The sequence below is a fragment of the Bacillus sp. UNC41MFS5 genome, assembly GCF_000686805.1.
Map to the genome: position 1 here is coordinate 65756 of NZ_JMLP01000016.1, position 19617 is coordinate 85372.

The 19617-nt window shown below is 39.0% G+C and carries 16 protein-coding genes; 7 read left to right on the forward strand and 9 right to left on the reverse strand.

The features are described from left to right. Positions 1-95: 95 nt before the first annotated feature. The 3 genes from BR30_RS0109210 to BR30_RS0109220 form a co-directional block, all read right to left on the reverse strand. The gene (locus tag BR30_RS0109210) at positions 96-416 is read right to left on the reverse strand and encodes a hypothetical protein (RefSeq protein ID WP_026564781.1); all 321 of its coding nucleotides are present in this window, start codon (positions 414-416) and stop codon (positions 96-98) included. A 207-nt stretch (positions 417-623) separates the two neighbouring features. Beyond that, positions 624-1172, reverse strand: a complete 549-nt coding sequence (locus tag BR30_RS0109215; protein WP_026564782.1) for a DUF3231 family protein — start codon at positions 1170-1172, stop codon at positions 624-626. Positions 1173-1177: 5 nt separating this feature from the next. Continuing rightward, positions 1178-1720, reverse strand: coding sequence for a DUF3231 family protein (locus BR30_RS0109220; protein WP_231507660.1), 543 nt, complete (start codon positions 1718-1720; stop codon positions 1178-1180). A gap of 264 nt (positions 1721-1984) precedes the next feature. Between BR30_RS0109220 and BR30_RS0109225 the strand changes: the two genes are divergently transcribed. Both BR30_RS0109225 and bioB read left to right on the forward strand, forming a co-directional pair. Then, positions 1985-2845: an alpha/beta hydrolase gene (locus BR30_RS0109225; protein WP_026564784.1), complete on the forward strand. Its 861-nt coding sequence runs from the start codon at positions 1985-1987 to the stop codon at positions 2843-2845. Between the two features lie 235 nt (positions 2846-3080). After that, entirely contained in the window at positions 3081-4079 is a 999-nt protein-coding gene (gene bioB, locus BR30_RS0109230) for a biotin synthase BioB (RefSeq protein ID WP_026564785.1), read from the forward strand. 69 nt (positions 4080-4148) lie between these two features. Here bioB and BR30_RS0109235 read toward each other — a convergent pair whose 3' ends face one another. Beyond that, entirely contained in the window at positions 4149-4982 is an 834-nt protein-coding gene (locus tag BR30_RS0109235; RefSeq protein ID WP_026564786.1) for an RMD1 family protein, read from the reverse strand. Between the two features lie 216 nt (positions 4983-5198). Between BR30_RS0109235 and BR30_RS0109240 the strand changes: the two genes are divergently transcribed. Genes BR30_RS0109240 through BR30_RS0109250 form a run of 3 tightly spaced genes read left to right on the forward strand, consistent with a single transcriptional unit; the run spans position 5199 to position 9069 of the window. Further along, positions 5199-6782: a spore germination protein gene (locus BR30_RS0109240; protein WP_026564787.1), complete on the forward strand. Its 1584-nt coding sequence runs from the start codon at positions 5199-5201 to the stop codon at positions 6780-6782. Further along, positions 6779-7981 carry a Ger(x)C family spore germination protein gene (locus BR30_RS0109245; RefSeq protein ID WP_026564788.1) on the forward strand — a complete coding sequence of 401 codons (1203 nt, stop codon included), beginning with the start codon at positions 6779-6781 and terminating at the stop codon, positions 7979-7981. The genes BR30_RS0109240 and BR30_RS0109245 overlap by 4 nt, the downstream gene beginning before the upstream one ends. Next, complete coding sequence (locus tag BR30_RS0109250) at positions 7978-9069, forward strand: GerAB/ArcD/ProY family transporter (RefSeq protein WP_026564789.1); 1092 nt, start codon at positions 7978-7980, stop codon at positions 9067-9069. Before BR30_RS0109245 ends, BR30_RS0109250 begins: the two co-directional genes overlap by 4 nt. 107 nt (positions 9070-9176) lie before the next feature. Here BR30_RS0109250 and BR30_RS0109255 read toward each other — a convergent pair whose 3' ends face one another. The 3 genes from BR30_RS0109255 to BR30_RS0109265 all read right to left on the reverse strand — a co-directional run bounded on the left by BR30_RS0109255 (position 9177) and on the right by BR30_RS0109265 (position 12294). Continuing rightward, the gene (locus BR30_RS0109255; protein WP_035445283.1) at positions 9177-10628 is read right to left on the reverse strand and encodes a L,D-transpeptidase family protein; all 1452 of its coding nucleotides are present in this window, start codon (positions 10626-10628) and stop codon (positions 9177-9179) included. A 257-nt stretch (positions 10629-10885) separates the two neighbouring features. Next, complete coding sequence (locus BR30_RS0109260; protein ID WP_026564791.1) at positions 10886-11569, reverse strand: DUF4956 domain-containing protein; 684 nt, start codon at positions 11567-11569, stop codon at positions 10886-10888. 26 nt (positions 11570-11595) lie between these two features. Continuing rightward, complete coding sequence (locus BR30_RS0109265; RefSeq protein ID WP_026564792.1) at positions 11596-12294, reverse strand: polyphosphate polymerase domain-containing protein; 699 nt, start codon at positions 12292-12294, stop codon at positions 11596-11598. A 239-nt stretch (positions 12295-12533) separates the two neighbouring features. On the opposite strand from BR30_RS0109265, the gene BR30_RS0109270 reads away from it, so the two are divergent. Together BR30_RS0109270 and BR30_RS32925 are read left to right on the forward strand one after the other, a co-directional pair. Further along, positions 12534-14633, forward strand: a complete 2100-nt coding sequence (locus BR30_RS0109270; RefSeq protein ID WP_026564793.1) for a carbohydrate-binding domain-containing protein — start codon at positions 12534-12536, stop codon at positions 14631-14633. 563 nt (positions 14634-15196) lie between these two features. Next, positions 15197-16129: a fumarylacetoacetate hydrolase family protein gene (locus BR30_RS32925; protein WP_051633540.1), complete on the forward strand. Its 933-nt coding sequence runs from the start codon at positions 15197-15199 to the stop codon at positions 16127-16129. Positions 16130-16614: 485 nt separating this feature from the next. Here BR30_RS32925 and nspC read toward each other — a convergent pair whose 3' ends face one another. Further along, positions 16615-17742 (reverse strand): carboxynorspermidine decarboxylase, encoded by a 1128-nt coding sequence (gene nspC / locus BR30_RS0109280; RefSeq protein WP_026564794.1) that lies wholly within the window; start codon positions 17740-17742, stop codon positions 16615-16617. A gap of 1 nt (position 17743) precedes the next feature. Then, complete coding sequence (locus BR30_RS0109285) at positions 17744-18982, reverse strand: saccharopine dehydrogenase family protein (RefSeq protein WP_026564795.1); 1239 nt, start codon at positions 18980-18982, stop codon at positions 17744-17746. Positions 18983-19617: the final 635 nt, after the last annotated feature.

Genomic DNA, 19617 nt, shown 5'->3' on the forward strand with positions numbered 1-19617 from the left:
ATCATTGTCGAATAAGAAAAAGCTGCTGCAGCAGCCAAAATTCATAAGTTCAAGCACCCATCAGTTAGTTTAATAAAACTTTTTAAATAATTTTTTTATCTTATGGTATCATCCTCACCACGATGTGCAATTTGCTCTAAAACCCAAGGATTATCTCCTTCCATCGAGTAAGTTGTAAGATAAGTTTTATTAACCTCTATCAAGTTCCACACCATTGGTTCATTGACCATCATTTTTATTTCCTTTTTACCTGTAATACTGTTGGGGTCAAATGCTATTATCCAAGCTTTTTCATATTCCTTTGAATGTGCTTTTTTTACTATATACAATTCGGAAGTTGTGGTTGAAAAAGGACCACCACAAGCTGTAACAATCAAAAGGAAAATAAAAGTTATTAAACTTGAAATCTTTTTCATTGTACACCACCACTATTTAGGCTTTATCACCAATATATTTACAACAAATTCCTTTCATTCATTCTTATACTTAACTGCTTCGTTAGCAAAAAAAAAGAGCTTCTGCAGAAACCCTTTGTTAAATTCAAGTATCCGTTAGCTGACAAGTAATTGAAATCCTTACGCTATATTCAGTTAAATTATACTTTTTGATTGCTTTCTATTCTGTCAACGACTCGGTGAACCAGGCGGATAATAGAACGGTGGCACTTTAAGCCAACCTCGTTTTTTCATTAGTGTTTTTATGGTTACTCCAAAAGTCATATATTCCTGTAAAAATTCAACCCATAATAAACTAACATCGTTACGGATAGACTCAATTATGGCGGTAGAACAAAATGATATACCTAGATATATTTTAATACCAATACTGTTTGCAAGTTCATCATCCGTCAACTTGACGCCCATCGGTACCATATTTGGGTCAGAGATAGGTTTAGATTCACTTAAAGGTGGTAATGGTACTCCTTCTAATCGCATAAATTCTGTCAGTCGTTCTATCTGAGATTTGAACATTTTTACGGAAGCATGAAAAGCTTTCCTCAATTCTGGGTCAGTTGTACTATTTATCCCTGCTTCTGAATGTACTAGTTCCTCCGCCATTTCAGAAAGGAATGACCAGAAAGACATAACCTCACCAACATGTAAGGGTGGTTTAGGCTCATCGTCCATCAACGATTGCAAAACATTTTTACAAGCTTCTAATACATCTGGCAAATTTCTCACCTTCCTGTATTCGGTGAACCTGCTGGATTATACGGCGGTGGCACTTTAAGCCATCCTCGTTTTTGCATTTGTGATTTAAAGGTTGTTAAAAAGGTTATATGTTCCTGCAAAAATTTAGCCCACATCATACCAACATCATTTCGAATGATTTGTGCTGATGCATTCGCACAATTTGTAATCGCCATCGATATTTTTTTCTTAAGGCTGTTTGCAAGTTCTTTATCCGTCAACTTAACACCCAATGGGACACTGTTTGGATCTGAGATTGGTTTCGATTCACTCGTGGGAGGTAAGGGTACTCCCTCTAACCGTAAAAATTCTGTAAGCTTCTCTTTTTGCGATTTGAACATCTCTACTGCTTCATGAAGTGCTTTTCTCAATTCAGGGTCGGTTGTGCTATTTATTCCTGCTTCCGTCTGTACCTGTGTCTCCACGCATAAAGCTAAAAATAACCAGCAAGACATAACTTCACCAACATGTAAGGGCGATTTGGGCTCTTCATCTATAAACGAATGTACTACATTTTTAATAGCCTCCAAAATATCTGGGCACATACTTAACCTTCCTTTCTTTCATTTAATTTTTCCTGAACGTATATTTTTAATGCAAGAAGTTAACTTCGTACTTTGTAACAGACACCTTGACCGAAGTATTAGGGTGTCTATTTTTTCTTTTTACAAAATGTATTATAATGCACGGGAATATAATTGCTTTTACATTGTTTTATACTAAAATGGATTTAAAAAGTTTTCTATGTTCAAATCCATTTTTAAATAGTGTTTGCAACTGGAGGATTATCACAGATGATTACAGAAGGGACTTTTAATGGTGTCGACGGAACGGACCTATTTTTTCAAGTGATTAAACCATCAACTGCTCCAAAAGCTGTGGTTATGTTAGTTCATGGACATGGCGACCATAGCGGAGGACTGCAAAATCTTAGCACCAGCTTGGTTAATAATAACTATATGGTTTATGCCTTGGACTTGCGCGGTCATGGAAGAAGCGACGGCAAAAGGGGATTCATACGGTCTTGGGGTGATTTTCGAGGCGACTTAAACGAGTTTCGAAAACTCGTTTCTCTCGATCAGCCTGATCGGCCTTTGTATATTGTGGGGCATAGCATTGGCGGCTTGATTACTCTTGATTATGCCTTGGATTATAGTGACGGCATTTCAGGGATTATTGCTATATCGCCGGCCATTTCATACGAAGTGAAACCGTTAGAGCAGTTAGGTATAACCATTATGGGAAAGGTTAAACCAGACTACAGCATCAATAAATCTCGGAGAATCTTTTTCATGAAGAAAAATACAGCGATGCGTGCTAAGTACTATTCCGACCGCTTGCGTCATAATATCGTAACACCTGGTTTGGGGAGTGGCTTGGTCCAAGCGATATCACGTTTAGAGAATCAGGCAAGGTCGATAAAATTGCCGATATTATTGCAATATGGTCTTGAGGATAAGATTACACCACCAACCAAACTGAACCAATTTTTTCACCTAGTATCCTCTAAGGATAAACAGCTCTATGAGTACCCTATGGCCAAACATCGCCCCTTTGATGAAGAGGGAAAAGAGAAGTTTTTAGGAGAATTGGTCGGCTGGTTAGATCAACAATTGGATAAAGAGCAGAAGGTGCTTTACAGGGTGAATGGTTAAAGTCAGTAAGAGGAATTGTGTCTGAAGAGAGAAAAAAACTGGAACTATAGTTTACATTTTCGATAGAATGCTATGATTAATAAGAAAAAGCGGAGATATCTCCGCTTTTTTTTGTGATTGGTCATGTGGAGTCTTTTTATTGACAGAAAAATTTTACGATTATATCATTTAATTGTTAACCTGTTAACGGAATCAGTTTACAATAAAATAATTGAAATAATATGGAGGGGTAAAGATGAATAAATGGATGGACCTTGCAGATCGAGTGTTAGATGGGTTTGAAATCACCAATCAGGAGGCAATTTCAATTTTAGAATGTCCGGATGATGACGTACTTCTATTAATGCATGCAGCTTTTCAAATCAGAAAGCGATATTATGGAAAAAAGGTAAAACTTAATATGATTATGAATGCGAAATCTGGACTATGTCCCGAGAATTGTGGCTATTGCTCTCAATCATCTATTTCGACAGCACCGATTAGTTCTTACAGAATGGTAGATAAGGATACTATACTTGAAGGCGCAAAACGTGCACATGATTTAAATATAGGGACGTACTGTATTGTGGCTAGTGGCAGAGGGCCATCTAATAAAGATGTTGCACACGTAGTGGAGGCAGTTAAAGAAATAAAGGAAACATATGGATTGAAAGTTTGTGCCTGTCTTGGGCTGTTGAAACCAGATCAAGCGAAGCAGCTGAAAGAAGCAGGGGTGGATCGTTACAATCATAATATCAATACATCAGCGCGCAATCATTCAAACATCACAACATCACATACATATGATAATCGAGTCAATACGGTGGAAACGGTAAAAGAATCCGGAATGTCTCCATGTTCAGGTGTCATTGTAGGGATGAAGGAGACAAAGCAAGATGTAGTCGATATGGCTAATAGCTTAAAGGCTCTTGATGCGGATTCCATACCAGTTAATTTCTTACATGCGATTGATGGTACTCTATTAGAAGGAGTAAAAGAATTGAACCCACTTTATTGTTTAAAGGTTTTGGCGTTATTTCGTTTTGTTAATCCAACAAAAGAAATTCGGATTTCAGGTGGACGAGAAGTCAACCTTCGTTCACTACAAGCATTGGGTTTATATGCAGCCAATTCCATCTTTGTCGGTGACTACTTAACAACTACTGGACAAGAAGAATCGGAAGATCACAAAATGTTACTTGATTTAGGATTTGAGGTTGAATCTGTAGAAGAAATGAAAGCGAACTTAAACTAGAGGTTTATTCTAATACCAAATCAAAGCAAAGAGGCACCCCGGCTGAAGTCACTGGGGGTCTCTCCTTTTTTATAGCCATCCACCAATTTCCAAAACCGTCAGGACAATCTCAATGACAATAAGTGTTACAATGATCCATTCCACAAATAATCCCCGAATTGAATGGCTGATGGTGGAAAAACCGTCCATGATGTTATATAAAATTTCCGTTTTGCTTTTCAATATTTTATAGCGATCATTCAATTCAAAAAACTCCACCATTCTGTCGTAAAAATCGCTGGCCGCGCTGCTCGTCCAGGTAATATCAGGCTTATCCAAAATCATGATATACGCAAGGGTATTGTATTCGTGACGGACGATTTTTGCCGTCGTCCGGGCCAGCTCCTTGTTGCCAATTCGCAGGTTGCCTTTTTCCAGTCTGTCGATCATGGTTTCGAGTTTGTCATGGATTTGCCCAAGTTGTTCCTCTGTCTTTTCAAGCGCCACAGATTTTGCAATGACAGTAGAAATCAATTCAGGGTAAAACTCCTCATATTCAGGAACGACTACATATTCATCCGTCAATTCAAGGTTCTCCGTCTCAGTAATATGAAGGCAGTAGTCGTCGCTATATCTGTCTGCCTGTTTAATGTCAAAATCTGGTTCGAAGGAATGGATGTAATACAATAAACTTTCGATCTCATCAACACATAAATGATTAATGAAGACAATACTGCCAAAAGAAAAAATTAGCACCATTTGCGAATCGCCTAGATTGCTATGGAGTATCGATTCTAGAACGGAGCCTCTCAGGATTAAAGGTTGTTCCCAGGTAAATTTTTTGGGAATCTCGCAATGAATAGCAATTTTGTTCAAGTCAATTTCATGGGTGACAGCAAATGCTTTAAAGGTAATTTCTTTCACTTTGATCACCTTTCCAGTGAATTGTCCTTTTTTCGATTTTATTCCGTTCTTAGCAAAAACATGCTTCCACAGAGTAGAGAGATTTAAGGACTAATTTGAGTAGTGAGCAACTTTTTTGTAATTGTAAAATATTGCATCTTATCCTTAGCAAAAAGTGTATATAAACCTCTCTCATTGGAAAAATAATACACAGTGAATTAAAGGGGGGGCACAAGAATGGTTCGGTTCCGCAAACGAAAAAAGGTAGATGAATGGAAGAAAATCATTTCACTGTCCCCTGGAGAAGAAACTATCGAACCGTTCAGTACGAATCTTTCGGAAAACGAGCAAATTTTAAAAGAAATGTTTCAAAATTGCGCTGACTTTATCATTCGTCCTATATATATAACTGGCAAACCTAAAATTCTTTTAGCTTATTTAGATGGATTAACTGACACAAAAACTCTGGAGAATATGCTGTTCAAACCGATGGTATTTGAGGGGCTTCCCAATGATAGCGTTGAAATTCGATCGATAGTACAAATCATGGAGAAACAGCTTTTATCTGTTACTCCTGTTAAAACTGTTTCACAGATGAACGAACTGGTTAATGGGGTCTTGAAGGCGAATGTCGGAATATTATTAGAAGGTGAATCACAAGCTTTACTTGTCAATTTAACAGAATTTGAAATGCGGAATGTGGAAGAACCGGCAACAGAAATCACTATTAGAGGCCCGAGAGATGGATTTACAGAATTAATCCGGACAAATACTACCCTTCTCCGCAGAAGAATCCGCAGCACAAGACTGAAATTGGAGTCCCTCTCGATTGGCGAACTTTCTCAAACCGATGTTGTTATTGCTTACATTGAGGGAATTGCTCAGGATTCACTATTGGAAGAGGTACGTAAAAGGTTGGGCCGTATTAAAATTGACGCGATACTAGAATCTGAGTACATAGAGGAATTTATTGAGGATATGCCATTTTCGCCATTCCCGCAAATTCAAAATACAGAAAGGCCTGATATTGTTGTGGCCAACTTACTGGAAGGAAAAGTCGCGATTCTCGTCGATAATACTCCGTTTGCCCTCATTGCTCCAATGACATTTTGGGATGGACTTCAGTCGGTTGAGGATTACTATGAACGTTTTTTCTATACCAATTTCATCCGGTTTGTTCGTTATGTTTTGTTTATTATGACTCTCTTTTTACCATCTTTATATGTCGCGCTTTCAACCTATCATCCAAAACTAATACCCACTAAACTCCTAATTAGTATAGCGTCAGCTCGAGAGGGTGTCCCGTTCCCGGCCATCATTGAAGCCTTGATTATGGAATTTGTGTTTGAAGGGTTACGGGAGGCTGGGATTCGACTGCCAAGAGCGGTCGGTTCAGCGGTCAGTATTGTTGGAGCTCTTGTCGTCGGACAGGCAGCTGTACAAGCAGGTATCGTGTCTGCCCCCATGGTCATTGTCGTAGCTACAACCGGAATTGCCTCGTTTTCAATTCCACGTTACAATCTTGGAACTGCGCTTAGGCTCGTTCGATTTGCCATACTGATTTTATCTGGAATCTTTGGTTTATACGGTACCACACTGGGCTTTATAATGCTGACCATTCATCTTGTCAATCTCCGCTCTTTTGGGGTTCCATATTTTACTCCTGTGGCCCCACAGATTCCCCGGGATTTAAAGAGCACTTTATTCAGGTCGCCTCGATGGGCCATGCAGTTTGGTCCAATTTTTACTTTTGGTAGTAATAAACCACGGATTCCTCCTGGACAAAAGCCGAGTCCGAAAAAAGGGGGAAGAGATGATTGAAGAAAAAGAACATTCTTCATTTAGTATTTTGTTTTTCGCTCTTTTTCATTTCAGGATGCTGGGATAGCAAAGAATTAAATGAACGGGCGATATGGCTGGCTTCAGGCTATGATAGTGCAAAAAATAACGGAGTAGAAATAAGCGGTCAAATTGTCATTCCTTCTAATATGCAAACCCAAGGCGGTTCAGGAGGAGCGACAGAAAAGGGTTTTTTTACGATTTCTGCGAGTGGAAAAAATCCAAGCGACTGTTTGGATAACATACAGTTAAAACTTCCAAGGGAGTTGTTTTCTGGTCAGCGGCGTGTAATTATTCTCGGTGAACAATTTGCCCGTCGTGGACTTAAGAAAATGATGGATGCAAATCAAAGGAGTCCCGAAGTTAGTTTGCGAACGGATATATTTGTCATCAAGGGGGCGACCGCTAAAGAAGCACTTTCTCTAACCAATCCCTTAGAAAAGCCACCTGCTACTGCGGCTTTAAGTATACATGATGAATCGGGAGGAAGAGGGAACACCACTTACTTAAATTTCATGTCGGCAGCTAACAGTGACGGTCTACGCCCCACACTGCCTGTTCTTGAGTTCAGTAGTTCTCAGAATGGAAAAAAAGCAGGGAAAGTGGGATCAGCTAATCCACCTTTGCTACGGATTGGAGGAGTTGCTATTTTTGATCAAAACCTAAAAATGCGGGGACTTTTGAATATGGAAGAAAACAAACATATGCTTTGGGTAATGGGAATTCTGAAAAAATTTACGATCAGTATTTCAAAAAAGGATAGTAATGCTAGTCTCCAATTAAACCGAATTAGTAGTAAAATTAAACCGCACATAAGTCATCATAATCAGATTAAGTTCACAGTCACTTTGAAGGGCGAGGGGTCCTTAAGGGAAAGTAATTCAAATTTGGACGTTCAGTACCACAATAATCTTAAACAGCGCGAAAAGGAATTCGAAACTTATGCCCAAAAACAAGTTCAACAAACGATAAAAAAAGTACAAACTGAGTACGGCTTGGATATCTTTGGATTTGGCGAAGTGATTCATCGAAAGAATCCAAAAATGTGGAAATCTTTGAAAAATGATTGGGATAAGAAATTTTCAGAGGCAGAGATTACAGTAAAAGCCGACGTAACGATTACGGACATTGGAATGAATGGGCCCTCATTGTTGTATAAAGAAAGTGAGGTCAAAAAATGAAACTCTCAGCACTGCAAATTTTTTGGCTGATGTTCACTTTCGAAACGGGAAATATGATTCTGATTACCATTTCCCCAACTTTTCGGGTTGCTAAGCAAGATGTCTGGATATGCTATTGTCTGGCCGGAATATTAGGCATTATGATTGTATACGTGTCCTCAAGGGCAGCCCTTCTATATCCAGGCAAAACACTTGTTGAATTTAGTAAGCTTATTTTTGGCAAGTGGTTCGGAATGCTTATTGTAATTGTTTATCTTATTCAGTGGTTTTCTGTAATCGGTGAAATCTTAAGGGAATTTTCAGAATTTACCATTACTGTACTTCTTCCAACTACACCAATGTGGATATTAGTGTTAACCATGTTATTGATACTAATCTATATAACTTACAGTGGAGGAATTGAAGGGATTGGACGGTGCAGCGAAGTGTTTGGTCCCATCGTACTCCTATCCGTTCTCATTATGTTGATTTTATCCGTATCCATTTTTAATTACCGCAATTTTCTGCCTATCTTTGCAGATTCGGGATTCCTGCCAATTATAAAGGGAACCTTAACCCCGCTCTCTTTTCTTGGGGAGTCTGTCATGATGTTAATGCTCCTCTCGTTTATGGACCATCCCCAAAAGGGCCCAAAAAGCGCAGTTTGGGGAATGGCCGTAGCTTCATTGCTTGTTAGTTCAGTCGCCATTGGAGTATTACTGATATTGGGACCAGAAATTGCATCAAAGCTACGTCACCCTGCATTTGATACAGTCAGTTATGTTACGGTAATGGATTTTATTCAAAACTTAGAAATCCTGGCTGTTCTGGTCTGGATCCTTAGTATTTTTATTAAATTATCGCTTTACTTCTTTTTAGCCAATTATGGAACGGCACAATTGTTCCATATCAAAAACTGGCGGAGAATGCTCTGGGTTACCGTGCCCATCTTTTTTTGTATATCGGTCATCTTTCCTAACCCTACGTATGGCCTCATCTATTTGAATAAGTATTGGATCAATTTTGCCCTGCCGGTCAATATGGTAGGAATCCCTCTTTTACTATGGTTGGTAGGGAGTTTGCGAAAAAAATTTCAAGCACATTCATAACATGGAAAGCCCCATTTATAAACTATCAACCTCCAACGAATAAACATACGAAAATGATTGAAAAAAATCAGGAAATCATTGGTGATTTCCTGATTCTAATTGCTTATTTAATAAATGACCACCGGCTCGTATGTGCTGAGATTATTATATACGGTACTCATAGCACTAGGCGGTGTATTGACGCAGCCGTGCGATCCTGCATTTAAGTAGGCATTACTTGCCCAGTTTGACCGAAAGCCGGCATCGTGAAATCCTTGTCCATCATTCGTAAAAGGTGCCCAATAATCAACTTGTACTTCATAACTCGGTTTTCCTCCGAGCTCTCTGCCCGTTAGTGTGGCAGGTGTTCGTTTATAGAGGATATACCACACTCCTTTTGATGTATCATTACCAGTGCTGTGTTTACCGGTTACGACATTTGTGGTGATGACTAATTTCCCTTTTTTATAAATCCAAATTCGCTGCTGTGCAATCGACACTTCCGCATATGTATCGCCGATGCCGTTGTTTGATGTCGTTTCAAAACCATAGCCTTCTCCACTCCAGCCATGTCCGACCGTATTAGATGCAGAAATGGATTCCGCCCCTTTTTCAAAAGCGGACTTAACCTGCTTGGTTTCCTTGTCCACGTCTAACGCCCAGCCATAGCCTTGCCCTTTAACTGTTACGACTGAACCTGAGTGGGTCTTAAATTTAAAATTTTTATCTAAAGTAGATTGAGATTCGTTAATTTCTGCAATCTTCTCTTTAATATTGGTATTATCAATCTTAACCTTTAAATCTTTTGAAATAGAAGCATTTTTAATTAATTCGCTGCCTTTTAAAGAATAAACTTTATCCTGTACTTTATACTCAACAGTTTGTTGAAGAAGTTCTTGCAGCTTTTTCTCTTCATTTTTGACAATCTGGCTGTCTTCTTTAATTGGCTGGATGAATACAGGGTTCAAATGGATTTCGCTAGTATACCCGTGCTTATCGAAGTCTTTTAATAGACTGGCAACATCATACTGTTCGCCATTAATACTTTTTGAGATGATAACTGTACCTTCTTCTAAAATTGCTTTTGCATCTTTAGGCGGAGTTAAACTCTTATTCATTGATACGAGCTTCTTTTCGACTTGTTTCTTCATTTCTTGGCTGCGATACTGATCGATTTTACTCGGCAATAATGAATAATTTTTCGCCTTTGAAGAAGGAAGAAGCGTCCGTTGGTTTTTTAATAACTTTTTGACATCGGTCAGATCTTCCACCGTAAATTCCATCTTTGTATCGTTTCCATCTAAAATTTGTTGTTGTCCGACATAGACTACGTTTTTTAAGACAGATGATTTTAATTTATTGAGTGCTTCATCAGCAGTTAGTCCACCGACATTTGTCCCATTAATCTCGATATGTGCATTAAAGTAATTTGCCTGATAATAGCTGATTGCCGCAAATATGATCGCAATGATAACGATTATACCTGAGGTAATAAATTTCCAGTTCTTATACCATCTCGTTGATTTCGCCCGCCGTTGACTTATTTCTCCTACTGATTCTTTTGCCACATTTTCCACTATGATTCCCCCCGCATACCTAACAACCCAGCTATCGACGTCCTTCGACTTTTTAGCTTTTGGTTTTCATCCAAACTGCAACATATTATATTATACTTTAATTTTAATACTATTCTACTAGATTTTATAGTGTGAACTTTGTCACATTTTGTCTAAGGGTGAAATTTAATATGTAATTTCCGTAAAGCCGGTAAATAAAACAAAAAAATCGAGAGAAGCTGATTATATGCAACAATAATCAGCTTCTTTCGTGGATGTAGTTAAGCAGTAAAATTCCCGTCATAGCTCAACATAATGGCTGATTTTACTCCTTCAAGGGCAGAGATATGATTGATGAAGCTCAGATCATTCTCTTTGACGCGGATTTCATAGGTGACTTCAAAATCATTGCCCGGCATAACGGATTTCGATTTAAGGGAATGCTTTTTGGCGTGTCCAGAAATGGCACCTTCTAATGAGTTTTCGATGGAATCTTCATTGTATTTGATGACTAGCAGGTAAGGATTCTCAATCTTAACTTTATTAACAAAGACGAACAGGACGAGACCGATTAATAGAGAGCCTGAAATCGCAAGGGCGATGAAGCCTGCACCGCATAATATACCAACGACGATGGACCAAAAGATATAAACAATATCCATCGGGTCTTTAATAGGGGTCCGAAAGCGGACAATCGATAAGGCACCAACCATACCGAGCGACAAGAGGACGTTGGACGAAATACCGATAATAATTAGAGCGGTTGCCAGTGCCATAATGATGAGCGAGATATTAAAGGTATGAGAGTAGATAACCCCCGTAAATGTTTTCTTGTAAATCATGTAAATGAACAGTCCCAAAACCAATGCCACCAGCATCCCAATCAGGGCATCGACAAGTGAAATACTGCTGGTCTTTTCCAAAATCTTTGATTTAAAAATATCTTTAAAATTTGTAATTTCCATTTCTTTTCCTCCAATTTTTTCTACTATTATCCAAACATTCTACTAATCTGATATTTTGAGTACGTGCCTCGCTGTCTGTCACCGAGCTGGAGTAGATATTTAATTGTATTTGGCAGGAATTCGTCATATTTTACTTCAAGGATGACAATGCCTGGTGTCGTTTCAACCATCGGTAGATCGGGATTCAAGACTTCATTGTTACGGAAACTTGTCTTAATAGAACTGTCAAAGGTGACTCGGACGTTCCCATATTCATAAATAAATACTTCCCTCTCGTAGTCGACGACTGCCACCGGTTTTAATTGAAACAGATTCATTTGTACATATAAATCCTGGATGAGTGGTCTCGGGTCGGTTTCCATCCAGGCAATGTCGCCTAGACGAATCTGTTCATATTCCTCAGCTGTAATGTTGCACTTTTGCTTATACGTCATATTGTTGCGCTTACTCTTTTTTTCAAGGTTAATGAAATGGGTATTCTTGTCGTACAGCCTGACCCGAAACTTATCCCTTTCAAAAAAGCCTTCTTTCTTCTGGTTCAGAACTTTATTGTCGAAGTTATCAAAATAAACACTTCGTATTAAATATTTGCCGTCATTTTTGGCATGGGGATCGGACTGCATTACATGCTTTAATCTATTCCTCAGCAAGAAGCAATCCATTTTGGAAATTTCATGCTTCAATTCGTATCTGCCTCTCACGCCGTTCAAGCTCATTGCTTTCATATCCATCTTCTCCTCTATGTGTAGTTCCATGATTGACATTATTAAATACCAACCTTAAACAATCCTTAAGAAAAAATTTTTGAAGATTAGTGGATTCATGTTTCTTCTATTAAAAGCAAAGAATTTGTATTTTAAAATTTCGAAGATTTATTAAGGTTAGCTTAAGGTTCATCCCTAATAATGTGGCTCATAGGCAAAATACTTCTCATAAAAAATCCATTTTCATAAAGGAGCTAACCATGTTAAAAAGAAAATCAAGCTATACAAAATTGGCAGCACCGCTCTTGTGTACAGCATTATTATTTGGCTGCAGCAATAGCAATAGCAACAGCAACAACACAGACACGGCAAGCAACAGCGTAACCCAGGTAAACGCAGAAAGTTTGAGTACGATTGGCGATAAAAATATTGCCGATGTCATCAGCGGGACAGTGACGTATGACAAAGAGGATCTATACAGTGACTGGAAAAGCGAAGATACAACATCGATTCAATTAAATGGTACAGGAGCTGTAATAGAAGGTTCCAGCGGGGCAGTCGCAGATGGCAATATCATTGCAATCAAAACTTCAGGGACCTACGTCATCAGCGGTAAATTAAATGACGGACAAATCATTGTTGATGCAGAAGATAAAGCAACTGTCAGGCTTGTGCTAAATGGAGTTGACATCAATTCCTCCACGAATGCACCTATTTATGTGAAGAAAGCAGAAAAAACGGTCATTTCCCTCGAAAAAGGAACGGAAAACACCATCACGGATGGTAAACAATACGACTTAGAAGGCTCAGAAGATGAACCGAATGCAGCCATCTTCAGTAAAGATAATCTTACTATTAACGGCACAGGGAAATTAACGGTTAAAGGCAATTACAATAACGGCATCACAAGTAAAGATGAGTTAAGAATAACCGGCGGGACCATTGAAATAGAAGCGGCCGATGATGGCTTAATGGGCCGCGATTTATTAGCGGTTAAAGAGGGCAAGCTCACCATAAAAGCAGGCGGAGACGCAATCAAATCTACAAACGATAAAGATACTTCCAAAGGGATCGTTGCGATTGAAGGTGGAACATTCGACCTTACAGCAGAAAAGGATGGGATTCAAGCTATCACATCATTATGGATCGCTGATGGAGACTTTTCCATTACCACAGGTGGCGGCAGTCCTGAAACGATTGCCACAAAAGAAGCAGGCGGTCCAATGTCAGGTCAAACCAATACCACAACAACGACTACTGAAGCGGAATCTGAAAGTGCGAAAGGATTAAAAGCCGGAACAGAGGTGGCAATCGGCGGCGGAACGTTTGATATGGATACGTTTGACGATGCCATCCATAGTAATAACAGCGTGACGATAACAGGAGGAAAATTAGCGATTGCTGCCGGCGATGACGGGATTCATGGGGATTCAGCCATCCTCACTAAGGGCGGCGATATCACCATCCGGAAGAGTTATGAAGGAATGGAAAGTAAAATCATCACCATCGCTGATGGTAACGTCGAGGTGAATGCTAGTGATGATGGTATTAATATTGGCGGAGGCAATGACGGCTCCAATCCGGACATGCAATCAACCTCTTCTGAAAACCTATTGCTGTCCATTAAAGGCGGCAATGTATATGTAAATGCAGAGGGGGATGGACTGGATTCAAACGGTTCTATTTCGATGACAGACGGTACAGTGATGGTCAGCGGTCCGACCAATGCTGGCAACGGGGCGCTTGATTATAACGGAACATTTGACATAAGCGGCGGCACCCTGATTGCTGCAGGAAGTGCCGGAATGGCGCAGGCTCCATCTGATAGCTCAAAACAGTACTCCATGCATATGACTTATCCGGAAACACAGAAGGCAGGAACACTCCTTCATTTGGAAGACAGTAAAGGAAATACCATCGTAACGTTTGCACCGGAAAAGGACTACCAAACCGTAGTGATCAGTTCCCCAAAACTTGAAAAAGGAAGTACCTGCACCCTTTATTCAGGCGGCTCAACGACTGGAAGTAATACAAATGGATTCTATAAGGATGGAGATTATTCTGGAGGTACAAAGGTAGTTAATTTTAAAATTGAGGATTCGGTCACATGGCTGAATGAATCCGGAATTACCACTCCTGCAAGCACTGGCCCTGGCGGAGGCGGTGGTCCTGGCGGCGGCCTAGACGGCGGCGGGGGCAACCGTGCTGATATGTTCTCCAATCTCGATGAAGATACGAAAGCGCAGGCCGAGGATATTATGGAAAAAGAACGAGCAGGTACGATTACAAGAGAAGAGGCCCAAACTCAACTAAAAGAATTGGGTATTGATTTTTCAGCGGGTAAAGGCCCGCAGCAATAGCACAAATCTAAACAAATTTAGTCTGAAGGGCAGAGGCAATGAATTGCTCTGTCCTTTAGTTTACGATTCGGCTCTGTTATTATTCATTGTTGATTTTCGTGTAGGTATGAGAATTCATAGGCGGAGAATTTCCGGCTAATGTATATAGAGGAAGCTTAAGAAGCAGATATAAGCGGAGAAATTCCGTTTAACTGCTCTAAATAAGACTAAATCCGTAGATTTGGAAAAATATAAGCGGAAAAACTTCCTTTATTTTTAAGGAAATATGGGTATTTTTCAGTTTAAACGGAATTTATCCGTTTATTTTTCAAACACAGTGAAATCAACATTCAGTTATAACAGAGCCTACTATTAAAAAATGAAAGAGGGTGTCAATCTAGTGGAAGTTCAAAAGAAACGACTTTTAATATAAACTATTAAACTAGGGATGGCTGGAAGTTAAATTGTTCGGAAAATTCAAAACACTAACCTTGTCCGCTAAAAAACTCTCTGATATAGTAAAAGTATGGAAATATAAAACTAGGTTAAAAAAACTTATCATGTGGAAGGGTAAACTAAACAATATGAAACTAATAAATTATAAAGTGAGTTCGAATGATCAATCAAAATTTGGTGTGAAAACAGATGCCGGTATTGTAGACATTGTGAAGGCATGGGAAGCGGCGAATGAACCTCAGAATATTCCTCTATCATTAGAACAATGGTTACAAGCAGATGAAGACTCTAAACAACGTTTTCACCGTTTTGTTAATTCAAACAAGAATAACAACGATTTCATTATTCAAGAAGACCAGATTCAATATGGTCCATGTGTACCGAAAAGTGCAAAAATCATTTGTGTGGGTCTAAATTATCGGAAGCATGCGGAAGAATCAAATATGGAACCGCCTAAAACCCCTGTACTTTTTAACAAGTATGGCAATTCACTAGCTGGTCACGGTGAGAAAGTCGAGATTCCCGCAGATGCAAAGCAAGTTGATTATGAAGCAGAACTTGGAATCGTGATTGGAAAAAAAGCCAAAAATGTATCAAAGGAACGTGCACTAGATTATGTGGCAGGGTATTGCAATGCTAATGATTTATCCGCAAGGGACCTTCAATTCCGTACGAATCAATGGCTATTAGGAAAAGCAATTGATGGTTTTTGTCCGGTTGGACCGTATCTTGTGACTGCAGAGGAAGTCGGCAATCCAAATCAGTTGAAAATTGAAACAATCGTAAACGGTAAGGTTAGACAATCTTCCAATACAGCTGACATGATTTTTTATTGCGATGAGATTATTAGTTATATTTCCAACTATATAACGCTAGAGCCAGGTGATTTGATTATCACTGGAACACCTGAGGGAGTAATACTTGGTCTACCGGAACATGAGCAGGATTGGCTGACAGCTGGAGATGAAGTAACCATTAGGATTGAGAAACTTGGTGAATTAACAAACCAGATGACATTATCCTTGGTAAAAAACGAAGAGCATCAGCAATCAACAATGTAAAAGGGAATTTTTAAGGAAAGCTAATGTGCTCGGGCAATGTTAAGCAAGTTGAAGGGAGAAGTGCATCCATCGCACTTCTCTCTTTTTTATAGGCTTCTTTTCTAAAAGATTGTTGCTTTCAGAATATGTTCAAATTGTTTTCAAGTATCAGACTTCGAGAAAGAGCTAGTATTACGGACATTTCGCTTTGTCTCTTGGCAAGATTTGTCCGTAAGAACCGCTATTACGGACATTTCACACTGTTGATTGAAGAGATTTGTCCGTAAGAACATGAGGTCAATTTTTGCTCATCTGAATTACGTTTGATGATTTTAAATTTTAGTCATTTTTTTTAGAAAATCTTTCAAACTATATAAAAACAACTATGTTTACGAACACAGCTTTTTTATAAAAAAAACCAGATCCTATATTAGAATCTGGTTCTTTCAATAGAAATTCAGATAAGGAAGGTAAACCCTTCACATATCTGAATTTCTACTATTCTATTAAGCTAGTCTCATTTTAAAATCTTGATAGCCAAATTGCTGCACAACCTGACAATCTCCATCTTTATCTTGAACAGCAATGGCAGGTAATGGCATCCCGTTAAACGTGGTGTTTTTGACCATCGTATAGATAGCCATATCACCGAAAACTAAGCGATCACCGCTCTCTAATGGCTGATCAAAAGAATAATCTCCGATCACATCTCCTGTAAGACAGGTTTGCCCGCCAAGACGATACGTATATGGCTTCTCGCCAGCTTCTCCTGATCCAAAAAGAGGAGGACGGTAAGGCATTTCCAAGACATCAGGCATATGGCAGGTGGCAGAAGTGTCAAGAATCGCAATCTCCATGCCGTTTTGATGTAAATCAAGTACGGATGTAATTAAGTACCCTGCATTTAGAGCAATCGCTTCTCCTGGCTCAAGGTAAACTTCTAAACCGTATTTATCCTGCATTCCTTTAATGCACGCTTCTAGCCGCGGAATATCATAATCTTCTCTTGTGATATGATGACCACCGCCAAAGTTGATCCATTCCATTTGCGGAAGAAACTCACCAAACTTTTCTTCGACTGCATTAAGAGTCGTTTCTAAGTCATCAGAGTTTTGCTGACAAAGGGTGTGGAAATGCAGTCCTGAAACACCTTCAAGCAAATCGGGACGAAAGTGTTCTTTAGTTACACCGAATCTTGAACCTGGGGAACAAGGATCATAGATTTCATGTCCCACTTGGGTAGAACACTCTGGATTGATGCGCAAGCCAACTTTCCTGCCAGCTTGAAGTGCTTTATCTTTAAATTTCTCCAACTGTGAGAAAGAATTGAAAATAATATGATCGCAAATAGAGATAATCTCATCGATTTCATCTGCGCGATAGGCAGGGGCAAAGACATGATTCTCTTTGCCCATTTCCTCGTAACCTAGTCGTGCTTCGTACAAACCGCTTGCGGTTGTTCCACTTAAATACTCCCCAATGAGAGGATAAAATTTTGTCATCGAAAACGCCTTTTGCGCTAAAACAATCTTAGCACCTGTGCGTTTCATGACACCGTTTAGGATTTTGAGATTTTTTTCCACAAGACCTTCATCAACGACATAACACGGTGTTGGTAATTCTTCAAACCGCATCTTAACGAACAAGCTCCAACTCTTTAGCTTCTTCAGGCAATGCATCAACAAGCACAGGATTAAAGTCTTCTACCCATGGAAGTCCCCATTTATTTAACTCTTCCATGAATGGATCTGGATCAAATTCTTCAATATTGAATACGCCTGGTTTATTCCATTTTCCAGTCATAATCATCGCAGCACCGATCATTGCAGGAACGCCTGTTGTATAAGAGATGGCTTGAGAACCGACTTCTCTATAGCACTCTTGATGGTCACAAATATTGTATACGTAATAGGTTTTATCTTTTCCGTCTTTTTTCCCTTTGAAGATACAGCCGATGTTTGTTTTTCCAACTGTACGTGGACCAAGTGAAGCTGGATCAGGTAATACAGCCTTCAAGAATTGAAGTGGAATAATTTGTTTTCCTTCGAATTCAATTGGCTCGATAGAAGTCATTCCTACATTTTCAAGGGCTTTTAAGTGTGTAATATAACTTTGGCCAAATGTCATGAAGAAACGGATACGTTTAATTCCTGGGATATTTTGCGCAAGAGATTCAAGCTCTTCATGGTATAACAAATACATGTCCTTTTGACCAACTTCAGCGAAGTTATATTCACGTTTGATTTCCATTGGCTCCGTTTCAATCCATTCGCCGTTTTCCCAGTATCTTCCGTTAGCAGAAACCTCACGGATGTTGATTTCAGGATTAAAGTTTGTTGCAAACGGATAGCCGTGGTCGCCGCCATTACAGTCAAGAATGTCGATATATTCGATTTCGTCAAAGTAATGTTTTAATGCATAAGCAGAGAATACACCTGTTACACCAGGGTCAAAGCCGCTGCCTAAAAGAGCGGTAATTCCAGCTTTTTCAAAACGCTCGCGGTATTCCCACTGCCATTTATATTCAAATTTTGCCGTATCTTCTGGCTCATAGTTTGCTGTGTCCATATAGTGTGTTTTTGTTGCAAGACAAGCATCCATAATTGTTAAGTCCTGGTATGGTAAAGCTAGGTTCATTACGATATCTGGTTTTACTTCATTAATTAAGGCAATTAATTCATCTACATTGTCAGCATCCACTTGTGCAGTCGTGATTTTGGTTTTACCGCCATCTAATTTCGCTTTTAATTCATCACATTTTGATTTTGTACGACTCGCAATGCAAATCTCTTCAAATACTTCACTGTTTTGTACACATTTATGAATTGCTACTGAAGCCACGCCGCCGGCGCCAATAATAAGTGCTTTTCCCATTCTCTTAATCTCCTAACTGGTTAATTTTTTTAAGCAAAAAGAAAGTTAATTCCTTTAAAAATTCACAACAAAAAAAGCAAGTGAATCATAACGCATAATCGCGCACAACACTTGCTTTAGATATAATCATCAATATTAAAAAAGCATACGTATACCGTAATAGAGGTCATACTACTACGATAAAGGTCCTTAAAAAATCAGTAAGGAAGCTCTATAATATTCAAAATATATCTTAATAGGATCAGAGTCTATATAGCAAATAATTACTTTTACTACTCTTATTGACCGTTTCACAAGTTGTGTGCATATGCACTGGTTGTAAAGTAACCAACTTATAAAATTTGAGCTTTTAACTCAATCAATAAGGCAACTAAAGTTGCCATTCGGCATTTGACCCGGCTGTCCGTATGGCCTTGACTTCTTGAAGGAAGTGGTCAAAAATTATCTGCTTGGAAAGATCCAGACATATTGAATAATAGCTTTCCAATTTACGCACCTTCAATAATATCAGCAACAAATATAAATGGCAATAAAAATTTTTAAAAAATTGTCGGAAATTATTAGCAGGGAAACCAGTGGGTGGTTATAGGGCCTTTTAATGGGGGAAGGTGACCTAAAAAACGTCCCCATGGTCA

What these genes read in the sequence shown, in the direction of transcription:
- BR30_RS0109210 (WP_026564781.1), bottom strand. Translation starts at nt 416, where the DNA reads ATGAAAAAGATTTCAAGTTTAATAACTTTTATTTTCCTTTTGATTGTT.
- BR30_RS0109225 (WP_026564784.1), top strand. Translation starts at nt 1,985, where the DNA reads ATGATTACAGAAGGGACTTTTAATGGTGTCGACGGAACGGACCTATTT.
- bioB (WP_026564785.1), top strand. Translation starts at nt 3,081, where the DNA reads ATGAATAAATGGATGGACCTTGCAGATCGAGTGTTAGATGGGTTTGAA.
- BR30_RS0109240 (WP_026564787.1), top strand. Translation starts at nt 5,199, where the DNA reads ATGGTTCGGTTCCGCAAACGAAAAAAGGTAGATGAATGGAAGAAAATC.
- BR30_RS0109250 (WP_026564789.1), top strand. Translation starts at nt 7,978, where the DNA reads ATGAAACTCTCAGCACTGCAAATTTTTTGGCTGATGTTCACTTTCGAA.
- BR30_RS0109260 (WP_026564791.1), bottom strand. Translation starts at nt 11,569, where the DNA reads ATGGAAATTACAAATTTTAAAGATATTTTTAAATCAAAGATTTTGGAA.
- BR30_RS0109265 (WP_026564792.1), bottom strand. Translation starts at nt 12,294, where the DNA reads ATGAAAGCAATGAGCTTGAACGGCGTGAGAGGCAGATACGAATTGAAG.
- BR30_RS0109270 (WP_026564793.1), top strand. Translation starts at nt 12,534, where the DNA reads ATGTTAAAAAGAAAATCAAGCTATACAAAATTGGCAGCACCGCTCTTG.
- BR30_RS32925 (WP_051633540.1), top strand. Translation starts at nt 15,197, where the DNA reads ATGAAACTAATAAATTATAAAGTGAGTTCGAATGATCAATCAAAATTT.
- nspC (WP_026564794.1), bottom strand. Translation starts at nt 17,742, where the DNA reads ATGCGGTTTGAAGAATTACCAACACCGTGTTATGTCGTTGATGAAGGT.
- BR30_RS0109285 (WP_026564795.1), bottom strand. Translation starts at nt 18,982, where the DNA reads ATGGGAAAAGCACTTATTATTGGCGCCGGCGGCGTGGCTTCAGTAGCA.